The 18149-nt window shown below is 56.2% G+C and carries 15 protein-coding genes and 1 other RNA gene; all 16 read left to right on the forward strand.

The window, feature by feature from the left end; all coding sequences use genetic code 11:
* The first annotated feature begins 2 nt into the window (after nt 1-2).
* The 16 genes from rnpB (at nt 3) to lpxC (ending at nt 18147) form a co-directional block, all read left to right on the forward strand.
* Nucleotides 3-373, forward strand: an RNA gene (gene rnpB / locus JI62_RS02200) — RNase P RNA component class A.
* A gap of 66 nt (nt 374-439) precedes the next feature.
* Nucleotides 440-1396, forward strand: a complete 957-nt coding sequence (gene rsmH, locus JI62_RS02205) for a 16S rRNA (cytosine(1402)-N(4))-methyltransferase RsmH (protein ID WP_088698593.1) — start codon at nt 440-442, stop codon at nt 1394-1396.
* A gap of 8 nt (nt 1397-1404) precedes the next feature.
* Entirely contained in the window at nt 1405-1740 is a 336-nt protein-coding gene (gene ftsL, locus JI62_RS02210; protein ID WP_088698594.1) for a cell division protein FtsL, read from the forward strand.
* Nucleotides 1737-3443 (forward strand): peptidoglycan D,D-transpeptidase FtsI family protein, encoded by a 1707-nt coding sequence (locus tag JI62_RS02215; protein WP_088698595.1) that lies wholly within the window; start codon nt 1737-1739, stop codon nt 3441-3443. Before ftsL ends, JI62_RS02215 begins: the two co-directional genes overlap by 4 nt.
* A gap of 17 nt (nt 3444-3460) precedes the next feature.
* A complete protein-coding gene (locus tag JI62_RS02220; RefSeq protein ID WP_088698596.1) occupies nt 3461-4954 on the forward strand; it encodes a UDP-N-acetylmuramoyl-L-alanyl-D-glutamate--2,6-diaminopimelate ligase in 1494 nt (497 codons plus the stop codon).
* Complete coding sequence (locus JI62_RS02225) at nt 4954-6306, forward strand: UDP-N-acetylmuramoyl-tripeptide--D-alanyl-D-alanine ligase (protein ID WP_088698597.1); 1353 nt, start codon at nt 4954-4956, stop codon at nt 6304-6306. The genes JI62_RS02220 and JI62_RS02225 overlap by 1 nt, the downstream gene beginning before the upstream one ends.
* A 14-nt stretch (nt 6307-6320) precedes the next feature.
* Nucleotides 6321-7403 carry a phospho-N-acetylmuramoyl-pentapeptide-transferase gene (gene mraY / locus JI62_RS02230; protein ID WP_088698598.1) on the forward strand — a complete coding sequence of 361 codons (1083 nt, stop codon included), beginning with the start codon at nt 6321-6323 and terminating at the stop codon, nt 7401-7403.
* 33 nt (nt 7404-7436) lie between these two features.
* Nucleotides 7437-8825, forward strand: a complete 1389-nt coding sequence (gene murD, locus JI62_RS02235; protein ID WP_088698599.1) for a UDP-N-acetylmuramoyl-L-alanine--D-glutamate ligase — start codon at nt 7437-7439, stop codon at nt 8823-8825.
* Entirely contained in the window at nt 8822-10003 is a 1182-nt protein-coding gene (gene ftsW, locus JI62_RS02240; protein WP_088698600.1) for a putative lipid II flippase FtsW, read from the forward strand. The genes murD and ftsW overlap by 4 nt, the downstream gene beginning before the upstream one ends.
* 30 nt (nt 10004-10033) lie before the next feature.
* A complete protein-coding gene (gene murG, locus JI62_RS02245) occupies nt 10034-11131 on the forward strand; it encodes an undecaprenyldiphospho-muramoylpentapeptide beta-N-acetylglucosaminyltransferase (RefSeq protein ID WP_088698601.1) in 1098 nt (365 codons plus the stop codon).
* A 17-nt stretch (nt 11132-11148) separates the two neighbouring features.
* Entirely contained in the window at nt 11149-12594 is a 1446-nt protein-coding gene (murC, locus tag JI62_RS02250) for a UDP-N-acetylmuramate--L-alanine ligase (protein ID WP_088698656.1), read from the forward strand.
* Nucleotides 12591-13535, forward strand: coding sequence for a D-alanine--D-alanine ligase (locus JI62_RS02255; RefSeq protein ID WP_088698602.1), 945 nt, complete (start codon nt 12591-12593; stop codon nt 13533-13535). Before murC ends, JI62_RS02255 begins: the two co-directional genes overlap by 4 nt.
* Nucleotides 13536-13575: 40 nt before the next feature.
* On the forward strand, nt 13576-14289 hold the full coding sequence (locus JI62_RS02260) for a cell division protein FtsQ/DivIB (RefSeq protein WP_088698603.1): 714 nt from the start codon (nt 13576-13578) through the stop codon (nt 14287-14289).
* A gap of 313 nt (nt 14290-14602) precedes the next feature.
* The gene (gene ftsA, locus JI62_RS02265; RefSeq protein ID WP_088698604.1) at nt 14603-15892 is read left to right on the forward strand and encodes a cell division protein FtsA; all 1290 of its coding nucleotides are present in this window, start codon (nt 14603-14605) and stop codon (nt 15890-15892) included.
* 34 nt (nt 15893-15926) lie between these two features.
* Nucleotides 15927-17102 carry a cell division protein FtsZ gene (ftsZ, locus tag JI62_RS02270; protein WP_088698605.1) on the forward strand — a complete coding sequence of 392 codons (1176 nt, stop codon included), beginning with the start codon at nt 15927-15929 and terminating at the stop codon, nt 17100-17102.
* Between the two features lie 133 nt (nt 17103-17235).
* Nucleotides 17236-18147, forward strand: a complete 912-nt coding sequence (gene lpxC / locus JI62_RS02275; RefSeq protein WP_088698606.1) for a UDP-3-O-acyl-N-acetylglucosamine deacetylase — start codon at nt 17236-17238, stop codon at nt 18145-18147.
* Nucleotides 18148-18149: the final 2 nt, after the last annotated feature.

Genomic DNA, 18149 nt, shown 5'->3' on the forward strand with positions numbered 1-18149 from the left:
CCGGAGTTGGCCAGACAGTCGCCGCTAATACCCCTCAAAAGGTGTTGGGGGAGGAAAGTCCGGGCTCCGTAGGGCAGAGTGCCAGGTAACGCCTGGGCGGCGTGAGCCGACGGAAAGTGCAGCAGAGAGTAGACCGCCTAAGCCCCTGAAATAAACCTCTGGGGCCGGTAAGGGTGAAAGGGTGCGGTAAGAGCGCACCGCGCGCCTGGCAACAGTGCGTGGCATGGTAAACCCCACTCGGAGCAAGACCAAATAGGGATCCAATGGCGTGGCCCGCGCTGGATCCGGGTAGGTTGCTTGAGCGCTGTGGTAACGCAGCGCCTAGAGGAATGGCTGTCCACGACAGAACCCGGCTTATCGGCCGACTCCCCCATTCCACTTTAGGGCGTGCCTGCACGCTCTTTATTACGTTGTCTCTAACATCTTGTGTGAGAAAAAAATGTCTTCTCCTGACGCTGAACAGGTTGCTTCCCGCTTTCGCCATACCAGCGTACTACTGGAGGGGGCTGTCGATGCCCTTGTTCACGATACGCAGGGTGTCTATGTAGACGGGACTTTCGGGAGAGGCGGTCACTCACGGTTGATTCTTGATCGTCTGGATACTCATGGCCGGTTGCTTGCTATGGATCGTGATCCCCAGGCAATTGCTGCGGCCGCAGAAGTAGACGATCAGCGCTTCCAGATTACCCAGCGTGAATTTGCTCAGCTTGGTGAGTTTGCTCGTGAGCAAGGCCTGTACGGCAAACTGTCAGGGGTACTGCTTGATGTTGGCGTTTCATCGCCTCAGTTGGATGATCCGGAGCGCGGCTTTAGCTTTATGCGCGACGGCCCACTGGATATGCGCATGGATCCTAGCCAAGGCCAGAGCGCTGCGGAGTTCCTGGCCAGAGCCAGTGAAACAGACATTGCCTACGTATTTAAAACCTATGGCGAAGAGCGCTACGCGAAGCGATTGGCCCGTGCCGTAGTGACGCGCCGGGTTGAAAAGCCGTTTACCCATACGGTGGATTTGGCCGAGGTGCTAAAAGTGGCTCACCCCGCCTGGGAAAAGGGGCGTCACCCCGCTACCAAGGCATTTCAGGGGCTGCGTATTTTCATCAACGGCGAGCTGGAACAGTTAGATAGTGCTTTAGACGCGGCACTGGAGGCTCTGGCGCCCGGTGGTCACTTAGTGGTTATCAGCTTTCACTCGCTGGAGGATCGTCGTGTGAAACGCTTTATTCGTCACCATGTTCGGGGCGATACCGACCTGCCACGTGGGGTGCCGATTCGCGACGATCAATTGAACCGGCGTCTAGAGGCGCTAGGTAAAGGCGTGCGGCCAAGCGATGAGGAGGTGGATGCCAATCCTCGCGCTCGCAGTGCCGTCATGCGGGCTGCACGCAAACGGATGTAAATGTCATCATGAGCATGGATCGGATTGAGCAGTGGGCAACCACGCTACGCGCCGAATGGCCTTTCAGGCTGCGTCTACGCGCCTGGCCGGTGGCTATTTCGCTACTGTTTCTACTCTGCATGGCCTCTGGGTTGGGCGTGGTGGTCACTACCCATATGACGCGGGTTCAATTTGCGCAGCTGCAACAGCTGGAGCAGGAGGAGAACCAACTGCAAACGGAGTGGGGGCAATTGCTGCTTGAGGAGGGCGCCTGGTCGACACCTGCCCGTATTGAACAAATTGCCACCGAGCGCCTGGGGATGCGGATCCCCGACGTCCATGATGTTGAGGTGATTCGGCCATGAGAAGCGAACGCCGAGGCGGTACCTCGCGTCAGGCTCCCATTGCGCCCCCGCTTGGCGGCGGGCGCTTCTTGTTTATTCTCCTTGCGATAGGCTTGGCTTCAGTCATCCTGATTGGCCGTATTACGCTGTTGCAGGTAATCGACCGCCCCTTTCTGCAGAGCCAGGGCGACGCGCGTACTCTCCGTCACGAAACCATCCCTGCCCACCGCGGTATGATTACAGACCGCAATGGCGAACCGTTGGCGATTTCTACGCCGGTGGTGACCCTCTGGGCCAATCCGCAAGAACTTCCCAACGATGCGATACAGCGGGTGATGCTGGCCCAAGCGCTGGGCATGTCACTGAGTGATTTTGAGGCGCGGGTGGCGCGCTTTAGCGAGCATGAGTTCATGTATTTGCGTCGCCAGATGACCCCTGCGGCGGCCCAGCAGATTCTTAATCTGCGTACGCCTGGCGTGTATCCGCAGCGCGAATATAAGCGTTATTACCCCGCTGGTGAGGTGGCCGCCCAACTGCTGGGGGTGACGAACGTTGATGATGTCGGTCAGGAGGGCTTAGAGCTCTCCTATCAACCTTACCTGGCGGGCCGGCCTGGCCAGCGGCGAGTGATTAAAGACCGCCGCGGGCGTCTGGTTCGTGAGCTGGGCGTTATCAACGAAGCCCAGCCGGGGGGCGAGCTGACCTTGGCGATTGATCAGCGTATTCAATATATGGCCTACCGTGAACTGCGTGCAGCGGTGGCCGAGAATGAGGCTGATGGCGGCGTGCTGGTGATGATGGATGCCCGCACGGGAGAGGTATTGGCTATGGCCAACTTGCCCTCTTACAATCCTAATAATCGAGCGGGGCTTGATCCGCGTGGGCTGCGTAACCAGGCGTTGGTCGATGTATTTGAACCCGGCTCGGTGATGAAGCCGCTGGCCATGGCCGCCGTGTTAGAGAGTGGTGTGGTGGATCGCGACGCGGTGGTGGATACCTCGCCCGGCTGGATGCGGTTGGATCAGTTCACCATTCGCGATTTCCGTAATTATGGCGAGCTGGATTTGCCCGGCATTCTGGAGAAGTCATCGAATGTGGGTATGTCTCGCTTGGCGCTGCAATTAAGCGATACGGCGATTTGGGAAAAGTATAATCAGTTAGGGCTGGGGCAGGCGCCTGGAACCGGTTTTCCTGGTGAGTCCACTGGCAGCCTACCGGCGCCGGTTCGCTGGTCACGCAGCGAACGGGCGACACTCTCTTACGGTTACGGTCTCTCTGTGTCAGCGGTGCAGCTGGCGAGTGCTTACACGGCATTAGCCAATGACGGCGTGCGCCTGCCGCCATCGCTGCTGCGTCTTTCTGAGCCGCCCCAAGGCACACCGGTGATAGAACCGACGGTTGCTAATGACCTGCTGAATATTCTCGAAACCTCGGTAGCTGCCTATACCGGCGGCAGACGAGCGCGTGTAGAGGGTTATCGCGTGGGAGGTAAAACGGGCACGGTGCGCAAAATAGGCCAGCAAGGCTATACCACTGATGCTTACCGCAGCGTTTTTGCTGGAATTGCGCCCATCTCTGATCCGCGTATCGTCACTGTGGTAATGATCGATCACCCCAAAGCAGGCGAGTTCTACGGCGGCGCTGTCGCGGCGCCGGTTTTTTCCAGTGTGACAGGGAATGCTTTACGCTTGTTGGATGTTCCCCCGGATCACGAGGCGGAGTAGCTTTTTAAGGAGATGGCATGACGCTGAGCCCAGACGATGTTTTAGCGGCACTCAAACAAGTATGGCCTAAGTCGCCACTGCCCGCAGGTCTGCCGAAGCTGCCGGATCAGGTGCATATTGAGATGAACTCTCGCAAACTGGCGGAGGGGGATATTTTTGTGGCCGTGCCTGGCAGCCAGCGTGATGGCCGCGATTTTATCGAACAAGCGCTGGAAGCTGGCGCTGCGCTGGTTTTAGCCCAAGGGGTAGATGGTGATGTCGAGCTTGAGGGGCGGGTGCTGAAACTGCCGCATTTATCGTCGCGTTTAGGCGAGCTGGGGCGGGCGCTGTATAAGGTGCCCGGCGATATGGAAGTGATTGCGGTGACCGGCACTAATGGTAAAAGCTCCGTCACTCACTATATCGCGGCCCTCAGCGAAGCGTTGGGAATACCTGCGGGTCTTGTCGGCACATTAGGCGTGGGGCGCCCTGGCGCGTTGAGCGATAGTGGCTTAACTACGCCTGGCCCCCTGGCGCTGCAGGCGACATTGGGTACGCTGGCACAGCAGGGCGTCAGGCGCGTCGCCCTGGAAGCCTCTTCCCACGCCCTGGATCAGTACCGCTTGGACGCGGTCAGCGTCGGCGTGGGGGTATTTACCAATCTGACTCGCGATCATTTGGACTATCACGGCAGCATGGCCGCCTACGCCGCCTCGAAAGCCAAGCTGTTTCGGCGTTCTGAGCTTAGTTTGGCGGTGGTCAATGGTGATGACCCCCTGGCGCGCTTGATGCTGGCCGGTTGCAGTAGCCGCGTCCGTGTACTGGCCACCGGGCAAGATGAAGCCGTTACGCTGCGAGTGCTGGATTGGCAGGCATTTGAGCTGGGGCAGCAGGCAATGGTTGCGACCCCCGACGGCGAAAAAATGCTGCGCTTAAATTTAATGGGGCGCTTTAATTTAGATAACGTACTGCTGGCGATAGCCGTGCTATATGGGTTAGGCGAACCGCTCGATGCGCTGTTTGATGCAGCGACGGAGCTTACGCCTGTGCCGGGGCGTATGGAACTGTATGATGATATTGGCTCCCCCAGCGTGGTGGTGGACTACGCCCATACGCCGGGTGCCCTACAAAGCGCCCTGCAAGCGTTACGCGCTCACTTGGGTGATGCGGGTAAATTATGGTGCGTCTTTGGTTGCGGCGGTGAGCGCGATACCGGTAAGCGGGTTGAAATGGCCAGGGCCGCTGAGCAATTGGCGGATCACATTGTCGTCACCGACGATAACCCGCGGAATGAATCTCCCGCGCAAATTCGTGAGCAAATTTTGACCGGTTTCTCAGCGGCTGCAAAGCCAGTTGAAATCGGTGACCGTCGCGAGGCCGTGGCAGCGGCTATTCAGCAAGCTGCCGCCCAGGATGTAGTGCTGATCGCCGGGAAAGGGCATGAGGCGTATCAGGAGATACAGGGGGTACGCCATCCTTACGCCGATAGCGAAGAGATTCAGCGAGCCTTTGCCCTAAGGAAAACCCAATAATGCACTGGGCTCTTAGTCAAGTGGCCGCGGCGCTGGGTGTCGAAGTGCCGCCACAAAGTGCTCAGCTAACCGTTAATTCTATTATTACCGATAGTCGTAACATTAAGCCTGGGTGCCTGTTTATTGCCTTAAAAGGCGCTAACTTTGACGGTCATGATTTTGTTGAACGCGCTCATGCGCTTGGTGCAGCGGCGGCGTTGGTCGACGCTCCCGTTGCTAGCGACATACCCCAACTGGTGTGTCCCGATACGCGCTTAGCCCTGGGGTTACTCGCCGGTGCGCATCGGCGGGCATGGCACGGCCCCTTGGTAGCGGTCACCGGTAATAGTGGTAAAACCACGGTTAAGGAGATGTGTGCTGCGCTGCTGACGCCCTTGGGCGAGGTGTTAGCGACCGAAGGCAATCTGAACAATGATTTCGGCGCGCCGTTGACCCTGTTGCGATTGCGTCAGCAATATAAAGCCGCTGTGATAGAGCTAGGCGCCAATCACTTGGGCGAGATCGCCTGGACAGCGTCGTTGGCCCAGCCCGATATTGCGGTTATTACCAATGTCACTGGCGCCCATGTGGGCGAGTTTGGTGGTATGGGGCAGATCGCCCAGGCAAAAAGTGAACTGCTTGCCGGGCTGAACGAACAAGGAACGGCGATCTTGAACCGCGATGATCGCTACTACTCCTTTTGGGCATCGCGCGCGGCCCCAAGGCGAGTCGTCAGCTTTGGCTTTCACCCCCAGGCCGATGTTAGTGCCGCAGCGCTTTCCTGTGATCCTCAAGGGCGGTATGCTTTCACGCTACTGCAGCATGGCAAAGCGCTTGGACAGGTACGTTTGCCGCTACTTGGCAAGCATAATGTCAGTAATGCCCTTGCCTCCGCCGCTGCGGCATTAGCGCTGGGCGTGCTCCCCGAGCAGATCATTGCGCGCTTGGAAACGCTGCCAGCGTTAGCGGGTAGGCTAACCGTGGTACCCGGTTTGCGGGGTGCCAAACTGTTGGATGATACTTACAATGCCAACCCTGGGGCGGTTAAAGCGGCCCTGGATACGCTGGCGAGTTTCCCTGCTCCGCGCTGGTGTGCGCTAGGAGCGATGGGCGAGCTGGGAAGCGATTCGGCAGCGCTGCACGCCGATATTGGTCACTACGCTGCCGAGCTCGGCATTGATGGACTGTTGACACTGGGCGACGCCGCACGCGCTGCCAGCGAAGCCTTTGGTCGTGGGCTGCACTTTAACGATCACGAGGCGCTAACGCGCCATGTCATTAATACTTTGCCGCCGGACACCACGCTGCTGGTGAAAGGGTCGCGCAGTGCGGGCATGGAACATGTCATTAATGCACTGCGTTCGGATAAATAAGGTAAACGCCGTTCATGTTACTTCACTTGGCGAATTTTCTGTCGCAGTACCAATCTGATTTTCAAGTAGTCAACTATTTAACTCTGCGCGTGATTTTAGGCGCCCTGACATCATTAATGCTCTGCTTGTGGCTGGGGCCATGGATGATTCGGCGTCTGGTCGAAGGGCAAATCGGACAATCCGTGCGTGACGATGGCCCTCAGTCTCACCTTTCCAAGGCGGGTACCCCAACCATGGGGGGGGCGATGATCCTGCTGGCCATCGCTATGAGTACCTTGCTATGGGGGGATCTCACCAACCTTTATATTTGGGTGGTATTAGGCGTCACGCTAGGCTTTGGCGCCATCGGCTGGGTCGATGATTACCGCAAAGTGGTGGAGAAAAATCCCCGCGGCTTACCCGCTCGCTGGAAGTACTTCTGGCAATCGGTAGTGGGGCTGGGAGCGGCAGTCCTGCTCTATTTGACTGCTTCAACGCCGGTCGAGACCAGTCTATTAGTACCGCTGTTCAAAGAGGTGGCGCTGCCGCTGGGCGTTTTCTATATCGTGCTTACCTACTTTGTGATTGTGGGCAGTTCCAATGCGGTTAATTTGACCGATGGGCTTGATGGCTTGGCGATCATGCCCACAGTGCTGGTGGCCATGGGGCTGTCGGTGTTCGCTTATGCTAGCGGCAATACCGTGTTTGCCGAGTATTTGCATATTCCATTTATTGCCGGTACCGGTGAACTGGCGGTGTTTTGTGCCACCATTGCCGGCGCAGGGCTTGGTTTCTTATGGTTCAATACTTATCCCGCCCAGGTCTTTATGGGCGACGTAGGTGCCTTGGCGCTGGGGGCTGCGCTGGGCGTAGTGGCGGTTATCGTGCGTCAGGAAATTGTGCTGTTTATCATGGGCGGTATTTTTGTCATGGAGACGGTGTCGGTCATTCTTCAAGTGGGTTCCTATAAACTTACTGGGCGACGCATCTTCCGTATGGCACCTTTGCACCATCACTATGAATTAAAAGGCTGGCCAGAACCGCGGGTAATCGTGCGCTTCTGGATTATTACTGTGGTGCTGGTGCTGCTTGGCCTCGCAACGCTCAAAATTCGTTAATGCATGTGGGCATGAGGCGAGAGGGAGCCTGTGATGGTTCGAGTTGCTAAAGGTTTAACGCTGGTGGTGGGGCTAGGCGTATCGGGACGTGCGATATGCCGCCATTTAAGCCGCTTGAATGTGCCCTACATGGTCGCGGACACCCGTGCTGAACCACCGGGGCTGAAAGAGTTTCAAGCCGCTCATCCTGGCATTGAGGTTCACTGCGGCCCACTAACGTTGCTGGATCTGCGCGAGGTGGCAGAAGTGGTGGTTAGCCCAGGGCTTGATCCGCGCATGCCGGGCTTAAAGGAGCTGGCGGATCAGCTCAATCCACGTACAGGCGAACCGAGGGTAGTGGGCGAAATTGCCCTTTTTGTGCGTGCTGCTAAGGCCCCTATTGCAGCCATCACCGGATCCAATGCCAAATCAACGGTGACGACGCTGCTAGGTGAAATGGCCGCTGCCGCCGGTATTAAGGCGGCGGTGGGCGGGAATCTTGGCACCCCCGCGCTGGATCTGTTGGCCAGCCATCCCGCTGCCGAACTGTATATCCTTGAGCTTTCAAGCTTTCAGCTTGAGACGACTCCCTCCCTGGGGGCGAGGTGTGCAGCCTTCCTGAATTTATCCGAAGATCACCTGGATCGCCATGGGGGTATGCACGGTTATCGCGCCGCAAAACAGCGTATTTTTATCGGTGCAGAGAGTGCCGTGGTGAATGCTGATGAGCCCCTCACCTGGCCGACGTATCCTGTTGACCAGGTGGCTTACTTTTCTCAGCGTGCTCCGGAGGATAATGCGTGGGGGCTGGCGCTTTATCACAATAAGCTAACGTTAATGCAGGGCTCCGACCCTTGGACGGCGATAGATGAGTTAAAGATAGCCGGTCAGCACAACTACCTCAATGCATTGGCTGCGCTGGCCATGGGGCAGGCGTTAGGCTTTGCTGCGGAGCCCATGTGCAGCGCGCTGAGGGAATTTAAAGGCTTGGAGCACCGCAGTGAAGTCATTGCGCAAATTAACGGCGTCACCTGGGTCAACGACACCAAAGGTACCAATGTAGGCGCTACTTTAGCGGCCATTAATGGTATTGGTGCGACGTTGGAAGGGCGCTTGATCCTGCTGGCGGGGGGAGTGGGGAAGGGCGCCGATTTCTCACCATTGGCGAAGCCTCTCTCGATGTGCGCGCGCCATGTGTTGCTATTTGGATTAGATGCCCCACGGTTAGCCGACGCGTTGCTTGAATACGTTAGCATTCGGCAGGTAGAAGACTTAACCCAAGCGATGTCAGCGGCGTTCGAGCTCGCCCAGCCGGGGGACTGCGTGTTGCTCTCGCCCGCCTGCGCGAGCCTTGATCAGTTTACCAACTACCAGCAGCGCGGCGAGGTGTTTCGTCGCTGGGTGCTGGATAAAGCAGCTACGACAGCCGGGGATGCGCTATGAGTCGACTTCAGCGTCTTCGCACGACGCTTTCTACCCGCGACTTACCCTGCGATGTCTGGTTAATCGTGGCTGCGGTGGCCTTGGCGGGTTTGGGCTGGATCATGGTCAGTTCGGCCTCGATTGGCTTGCTGGAAGATACCTATCACTATTCACGCCAACACGGCGTTTTCCTGGTGCTCGCCGTCATGGCCTGCGTATTTATGCTCTGCGTGCCCCTTGAAGTGTGGCGCCAAAATGCTGCGTTAATACTGCTCGCCACTATATTTCTTTTGGTTCTGGTGTTGATTATCGGTCAAGAAATCAATGGCAGTAAGCGCTGGATAGCATTGCCGGGGCCGCTGCCAAGTTTGCAGGTGTCTGAATTTGCTAAAGTTGGGCTGATATTCTATATGGCGGCGTTTATGTCGCGTTTCACCTACGATTTGCGCCGCCATGCGTTCAGCATGTGGCGCCCGCTAGCCGTGCTGGCGGTGCCTGTTGGGCTGCTTTTTTTAGCCCCCGACTTCGGCGGCATGGTGGTGTTTACCGTTTGTGTGATCGGCATGCTGATGATGAGTGGTGCATCGCTAGTACTGCTGGGTGGCAGTGGGCTACTGCTCGGCTCCGGCGCCGTAGTGATGGTCGTGATTGAGCCCTACCGACTGGCACGCTGGACCAGTTTTCTTGATCCCTGGGCCGATCAGTTTGCGACTGGCTACCAGTTAACCCAAGCGTTAATAGCCTTCGGGCGTGGGCACGTCACTGGTACCGGGCTGGGCAATAGTGTGCAAAAACTACACTACCTGCCCGAAGCACACACCGACTTTATTTTTGCGGTGATCGCTGAGGAGTTGGGCATGATCGGTGCAATTATCGTCGTGCTGTTGTTCACACTATTTATTGCCCGCGCAATGTGGATCGGCCGTAAAGCAGAGCTGGCAGGTCACCTGTTTGGCGCTTATGTCAGCTACGGGATCGGTTTTGTGGTCGCCGCGCAGGCATTTATTAACATGGCGGTGAGTTCGGGGCTATTGCCAACCAAAGGGCTGACGCTGCCGCTGATGAGCTATGGCGGTTCCAGTTTGCTAGTCACGGGCATTATGGTCGGCTTGCTGCTGCGCACAGATGCCGAGACACGGCATCGGCCCAGGCGTGTGTCCACCCCGTATAAATCCCGCCATGAGCCGCGTTTATCGTAACGCTATGCGGCGTGTTATCAGGAGTTTGATGTGACAACGAACGTTAGCCGACGAGTACTGATTATGGCGGGTGGCACTGGCGGGCATGTGTTTCCAGCCTTGTCACTCGCCAACGCTTTGCAGGCGCAGCAGGTCGACGTTGAGTGGTTGGGTAGCCCTAGGGGCATTGAAAACCGCCTGGTGCCTGAAGCGGGTATTAAATTACATACAATTGCGGTTAGCGGACTGCGCGGCAATGGCTTGACGGGCTGGCTAAAAGCACCACTGAACCTTAGTCGTGCGGTACTGCAAGCGCGTGCGGTTATTCGCGACTTTAAACCTCAAGTGGTGGTCGGCTTGGGTGGCTTTGCCAGTGGCCCCGGCGGCTTGGCTGCATGGTTGACACGCGTCCCGCTGGTCATCCATGAGCAGAACGCCGTGGCAGGCCTGACCAATCGCGTCTTGTCGCGACTGGCTAAACGAACCTATGCCGCTTTCCCTGAAGCTTTTGGGGCGCGTGCCGATGTCATTGGCAATCCTGTGCGTGACGACATTGCCGCCCTGGGGAGTTCACCGCGAGACGAGGAAACGCTCGCTTCCCGCCCCCTGCGTTTGTTGGTGGTGGGGGGGTCCCTCGGGGCTGTAGCCCTTAACGAACGTTTGGCTCCTGCGCTGGCGACCCTGCCCATTGAGCAGCGCCCCCAGGTTCGCCACCAGGCAGGTAAGGGGCGTGAGCAGGCGACTGCAGATAATTATCAGCAGCACGGCGTGAGCGCTGAGGTGAGTCCTTTTATTGATGATATGGCCGCTGCCTACGAGTGGGCTGATTTAGTGGTGTGCCGCTCGGGGGCATTGACCGTCGCGGAGTTGGCAGCGGCGGCTAAGCCGGCACTGTTGGTACCATTCCCGTTTGCTGTCGATGACCATCAACGCATCAACGCCCAAGTGCTCGTCAAGGCGGGGGCCGCCAAGTGCGTGATTCAGTCTGAGCTAACCGTTGAGCGGTTAAGCGAATTTTTAAACCAATTGCTCGTCCCAAATACCCTGGCGGCAATGGCGGCAAATGCACGCCAGGCCGCCCATTTAGATGCCACAAAACGCTTGGCTGAAGGGTGTTTGGCGATGGTGCCGTTAGGAGACTCTGCGTGATCGATTCGGACAATAACATGACACCCGCACGTACCACCGCAGGCCCCGGCATGCGCCGGATTCGGCGGCTCCATTTTGTCGGTATTGGTGGCGCAGGTATGTGTGGTATTGCCGAGGTGCTAGCCAATCAGGGCTACACCGTTAGCGGCAGTGATGTGAAAACCTCTTCAGTCGTGGAGCGGTTGCGTCAATGTGGTGTCTGTGTGGCGATTGGCCATGCTGAGGCCAATGTGCAAGGCTCAGATGTGGTGGTGGTGTCCAGTGCCATTGATGAAACTAATCCAGAAATTCGCTGGGCCCATGAGCACCGAGTGCCGGTGGTGCGTCGTGCTGAGATGCTCGCTGAGCTAATGCGGTTTCGTCATGGCATCGCCGTGGCGGGTACCCATGGTAAAACCACTACGACCAGCTTAACGGCGACGCTGTTGGCCGAAGGTGGCTTGGATCCCACCTTTGTGATTGGCGGCAAGCTGACCAGTGCCGGAGCCAATGCCCGCCTAGGGGAAGGCGACTATTTGGTTGCCGAAGCCGACGAGTCCGATGCATCGTTTTTGCACTTACAGCCAATGGTGTCGATTGTTACCAATATTGATGCTGACCATATGGCGACCTATGGCGGCGACTTTGAGCGGCTAAAAAGTACCTTTATCGAATTCCTGCACAACTTGCCGTTTTATGGTTTAGCAGTGCTGTGTATCGATGACCCTCATGTACGTGTGCTGTGTGAGCAGGTGAAGCGGCAGTTCGTGACTTATGGGTTTGATAGCGATGCCGATTACCGCATCGTTGATTTTGCCCAGCGTGGTGGTGAAGTCTCCTTCACCGCGCTACGCCCTGGGGGCGCTGCGCCGTTAGACGTGCGTTTGGCTATGCCGGGGCGCCACAATGCCTTAAACGCCATGGCCGCGATTGTGGTCGCTACCGACGCTGGAGTGAGTGATAGTGCTATTCTGAGCGGTCTGGCAAGTTTTGCCGGTGTAGGGCGCCGTTTCCAGGTACATGGTCACTTCCCAGCGCCTAAAGGCGGCGGTGATATCATGTTGGTGGATGATTATGGCCACCATCCCCGTGAAGTTGATATGGTGATCCAGGCGATTCGCGCCGGCTGGCCAGATCGTCGGCTGGTCATGCTATATCAGCCCCATCGCTATAGCCGTACCCGCGATTTATACGAAGACTTTGTCAGGGTGCTTTCCCAGGTCGACACACTGGTGCTGCTGGATGTTTACAGTGCCGGTGAAACGGTTATTCCTGGCGCTGAGGGGCGTACCCTGGCGGGGTCTATCCGTCAACGCGGCGAAGTCGACCCGCTGTTTGTCGAGCACAAACATGAGTTACCTGCACTGTTAACCAACGTATTACGCCCCGGCGATATTTTAATTACGCAGGGCGCTGGTGATGTGGGCGGGATTTCCCTGCGCCTGGCAAAGGCACAGCTAGTGATGAACGAGGTGGATTTGTGAGCGTTGACGTAGCCTCCCCCAACTCTCTTGGCAAAGTCGTGGTCGTTTATGGCGGCACCTCGGCTGAGCGGGAAGTATCGCTTAAAAGCGGTGCGGCGGTGCTTGAAGCGTTGCAGCGTAAAGGTATTGATGCCTGTGGCTATGATCCCCAAGACGGTGGCCTGGCTGGTTTAGAGCAACTGGCGCCATCGGTGGTCTTTGTTGCCCTTCACGGCCGCGGCGGTGAGGATGGCACGCTGCAGGGGGCATTGGAACTGTTGAATATTCCTTATACCGGCAGTGGGGTGCTTGCCTCGGCGCTGGGAATGGATAAGCAACGCACTAAGCAGGTGTGGAGTGCGGTTGGGCTGCCCACCCCTGAAAGCATTATGCTGGCTGCCAGTTCTGACTGGTCAGCGGTGGTTGAGCAGTTAGGTTTACCGTTGATTGTTAAGCCGGTGCACGAAGGCTCTACGCTGGGCATTAGCATCGTAAAAAGCCAGGCAGCGCTAGAGGCGGCCTATCACGAAGCAGCTCAGTTCGACGCCCGGGTAATGGCGGAGCGCTTTGTCGTAGGCGATGAGTATACCGTGGCGCTGCTGGGTGATCAGGTGCTGCCTGCTATTCGCGTAGAGGTTCCCGGCGGCTTCTACGACTATGAAGCCAAATATATTGCTAATACCACCCAATACCATTTGCCTTGCGGCTTAACTGCTGAGGATGAGGCTGCACTCGCTATGCTGTGCCAGCAAGCGTTTATGGCCATAGGCGGGGCAGGTTGGGGTAGGGTTGATGTCATGCGTGATGATAGTGACGGGCGTTTTTGGCTACTGGAGGTCAATACGGTACCCGGCATGACCGATCATAGCCTGGTGCCTCAAGCGGCAGCTCATGCAGGCATTAGCTTTGATGACCTAGTGCTACAAATACTCAACACCGCAGATGAGTCGTTCACAGCATGAGTAATGACTTGTTTAAAAACGCCTTATTAAAAAGTGCCTTATGAAAAGGCGTAATGCTTGGTTGGGAATTATCTTGCTAGCGCTGCTGATGGGAGCCGGTGGGCGGGCGCTATGGCTGTGGCTGGATCGTCCAATTGAGCGGGTATCTATTCGCGGAGAATGGGAGTATGTCAGCGCCGACTACCTGCGCACTCAGCTGGCGCCGCTGGTGGTCGATGCCACTTGGCTGTCGGCTGATTTGGGCGAATTGCGTGACCGGGCACTGCAGGTGGGCTGGTTAAACGAAGTGCGGATATCCCGTGAGTGGCCGAACGCACTGGTGTTTGAGCTGGTTGAGCAGCAGCCCGTCGCGCGCTGGAACGATGATTTTTTACTCAACCCTGAAGGCGAGCCTTTCGCTTTTGCGCCCTTATCGCCACCAGCGGGTTTGCCGGATCTGGCCGGCCCTGCGGGCAGCAGTGAAGAAGTGTTGGACTATTACCACCGATTAAAACTTCACTTTGAGCAGTTATCGTTGAACCTTACTCAACTTCGTTTAGAACCGCGCGGTGCCTGGCGGCTGCAATTAAACGATGGCGCTTGGGTGATGTTGGGTCGACGTCAGCATGAAGTGCGCTTAGCAAGGTTGTCGGCCTCATGGCAGCGTGAGTTGTCGTCCCTGGCCGAGCAGATTCGCTATATTGATCTGCGCTACCCCAACGGCGTTGCTGTTGCATGGCATGGAGAAAGTGAATTTGCGGTGCAAGATGAGTAACTCTTCTATTACTTGGTGCAAATAAGGTGTAAAAGTGAGTGGTTGCCATCGTTGAAAAAGCCAATAAACGGCTTTAAATTGCTTCCCAAGCCTAATATTGTGGGTTTGCACTAGTCGTATTGCGACTATTGTTTCTATACTATGGGCCAGACGCGGGTTAAATAGTTTTTAATTTCGACTGTTGGTACTTAGCGAGTGTCTGAGACACATCACTGATTATTTCGGGTAGCACGCTTTCAATGTTAAGCGTTGGATTAAGCGCCACCCTATTTATATTTATTTTTAACAATGACGCAAGGAGATTTCCCGACTCATGGCAGGCTCACCCAACGCATCCAATATGGTGGTCGGGCTGGACATTGGAACGTCCAAGGTCGTCGCGATAGTCGGTCAACCTACCGATGATGGCGGAATTGAAATTGCAGGTATTGGTTCGCACCCTTCGCGTGGCATGAAGCGCGGCGTGGTGATCAATATCGAATCAACGGTACAGTCTATCCAGCGCGCCGTTGAAGAAGCAGAGTTAATGGCCGGTTGTGATATTCACTCGGTATACGTTGGCGTAGCAGGCAGCCATATTAGTTCCATGAACTCAGATGGCGTTGTGGCAATAAAAGAGCGCGAAGTGACACCCTCTGATATTGAGCGCGTGATTGACTCTGCAAGGGCTCGCGCCATTTCTGAAGGTCAGCGAGTCTTGCATGTGCTGCCTCAGGAGTTTTCGATTGATGCCCAAGGCGGCATTCGTGAGCCACTGGGCATGTCCGGTGTGCGCTTGGAAGCGCAGGTGCACTTGGTAACAGCCGCTTTAAACGCGGTGCAGAATATTGAGAAGTGTGTTCGCCGCTGCGGTTTAGAGGTTGATGCTATTATCCTAGAGCAGCTAGCCTCTAGTATGGCCGTGCTCACCGAGGATGAACGTGAGCTGGGCGTCTGTATGGTCGATATTGGTGGCGGAACCACCGATATGGCGATTTTCAGCGAAGGCGCCATTCGCCACACGGCAGTTATTCCTATCGCCGGTGACCAGGTCACTAACGATATTGCCATGGCGCTGCGAACACCCACGCAGCACGCTGAAGAGATCAAAGTTAAATACGCTTGCGCGCTAACGCATTTAGCCGCAAGTGATGAAATGATCAAGGTACCTAGCGTAGGTGATCGTCCTGCGCGTGATCTATCGCGTCAGGCGCTCGCCGAGGTGGTAGAACCGCGTTACGAAGAGCTGTTTACGCTAGTAAGAGACGAATTGCGTCGAAGTGGCTATGAAGACATGGTGGCCGCCGGCATAGTACTTACCGGTGGTACCTCGCGCATGGAGGGGGTTAGCGAATTGGCAGAAGAGATTTTCCATATGCCCGTTCGTATTGCATGTCCGCAAAACGTAAGAGGTTTGGCGGACGTCGTGTGTAATCCGATCTATGCGACGGGCGTTGGTCTGCTGCATTATGCCTTGCAGGAAACGCGTCATGGGCAAGGTCTAAGAAGCCACGGGGGAGTCGTTGCAGCCCATAAGGGCCGTAACGAGCTTTCCCGGCGTGATATCAAGGAAGACCATTCGGCGCTGGCAAGAATTAAAGGCTGGTTCAAAGGAAATTTCTGACAGGGCCGCAAGCGCGGTTCAGGAGACGGGGCTTATGTTCGAATTGGTAGATAACGCACCCTCGAGCAGTGCGGTCATCAAAGTGGTTGGCGTTGGCGGCGGTGGCGGCAATGCTGTTAACCACATGGTCGAAAGCAATATTGAAGGCGTTGAGTTTATCTGCGCCAACACGGATGCCCAGGCGCTTAAACGCGTATCGGCAAAAACAGTGCTGCAACTGGGCAGTGAAATCACTAAAGGGCTAGGCGCAGGTGCCAACCCTGAGGTGGGACGCCAGGCGGCAATGGAAGATCGTGAGCGCATCGCAGAATTGCTGGTGGGCGCTGATATGGTCTTCATCACTGCCGGTATGGGCGGCGGTACGGGAACCGGAGGCGCGCCGGTGGTGGCTCAGGTTGCCAAGGAGCTTGGGATTCTCACCGTTGCCGTCGTAACGCGTCCCTTCCCCTTTGAAGGGCCAAAGCGGATGCGCGCTGCTGAAGAGGGCATGAAAGAGCTCTCTGAACACGTAGATTCGTTGATCACTATTCCCAACGAAAAACTACTTTCCGTGCTGGGCAAGAACGCCACATTGCTGACGGCTTTCAGTGCGGCAAACGATGTACTGCTGGGCGCTGTTCAAGGTATTGCAGAGCTGATTACCAGCCCGGGTATCATCAACGTCGACTTTGCTGATGTGCGCACCGTTATGTCTGAAATGGGCATGGCGATGATGGGTACCGGTGGTGCCACGGGTGAAAATCGTGCTCGCGAAGCGGCTGAGAAGGCTATCCGTAGCCCGCTGCTGGAAGATATCGATCTGCACGGCGCTCGCGGTATTCTGGTCAACATCACCGCAGGGCCCGACTTGTCCATCGGCGAGTTCAATGATGTAGGCGCTACGGTTCAAGAGTTTGCTTCACCGGATGCCACCATCGTCGTCGGCACCTCCATTGATATGGAAATGTCCGATGAGCTGCGCGTTACCGTTGTCGCTGCTGGTTTAGATGGGCAAAAGCCCAAAGCAGCGGCGCGGGAGCCGGCCCGCCGTTCAGCCGCGGAGTCGTCTGATTACCGCAAGTTGCAACAGCCAACGGTCATGCGCCAGCAGGCAACAGCCCGCGCTGAAGCACCCGAAGCGGCAGCAAAGCCTCGTCCTGAAAAGCGTCGCGCTTCCGAAGCAGATGACTATCTGGACATTCCCGCGTTTCTACGCCGCCAGGCGGATTGATCTCGATATCAGGCTCACTGTAACCGCGAGCGAGCGTTTTATTGGCTAAAACGCTCGTTTGCTGTTAAAGTGAACACTGTTTGATAACTTTTCCCCTGCGGTTATTACCGTCATAAGAGCTCGGCTACTATCCATGATCAGACAACGCACCCTACAAAACGTCATTCGCGCCACCGGAGTGGGCCTGCATTCTGGCAAAAAAGTCCATCTGGCTTTGCGTCCGGCGCCGGCCAATACTGGGATTGTGTTTGTTAGAACCGATCTGGATCCCGTTGTACACGTTCCCGCCCGGGCAGAGTTGGTTGAAGATACCAAGCTCTGTACTGCTCTGGTGTCGAACGGGGTTAAGGTGGCGACCGTCGAGCACTTGATGTCAGCCTTTGCTGGGTTGGGCATCGACAACGCTTACGTAGATGTTAGCGAGCCTGAAGTGCCCATTATGGACGGTAGCGCTAGCCCGTTTGTGTTTTTGATTCAGTCAGCGGGTATTTTGGAGCAGGATGCTGCGAAGAAATTTATTCGCATCAAGCATCGGGTAGGGGTGACTGATGGCGATAAGGAGGCGGTTTTCTTACCCCATCAAGGGTTCAAGGTCTCCTTTGCTATCGACTTTGATCATCCTGTTTTTGAGCAGCAGAAACAGACCGCGCTGATCGACTTCTCGACCACCTCGTTCGTTAAAGAGGTCTCCCGCGCACGTACTTTTGGGTTTATGCGTGATTTAGAGTTTTTACGCTCTAATAATCTGGCGTTAGGTGGCAGTTTAGATAACGCCATTGTGGTTGACGATTACCGCATTGTTAATGAAGGCGGTCTACGCTACGAAGATGAGTTTGTTAAGCATAAGGTATTAGATGCGATCGGTGACTTGTACCAGCTGGGTTATAGCCTGATTGGCGAGTTTCGTGGAGTGAAGTCTGGTCATGCGCTGAACAATCAGTTATGCCGCGAGTTGCTGGCGCAACCCGATGCCTATGAAATTGTCACCTTTGAAGAAGAAAAGGCCGTGGCGCCTATCTCCTATGTCGCTCCCGCAATGGCCTGATG

Origin of the sequence: Halomonas campaniensis (genome assembly GCF_002211105.1) — a bacterium.
Classification (GTDB): domain Bacteria; phylum Pseudomonadota; class Gammaproteobacteria; order Pseudomonadales; family Halomonadaceae; genus Vreelandella; species Vreelandella campaniensis_A.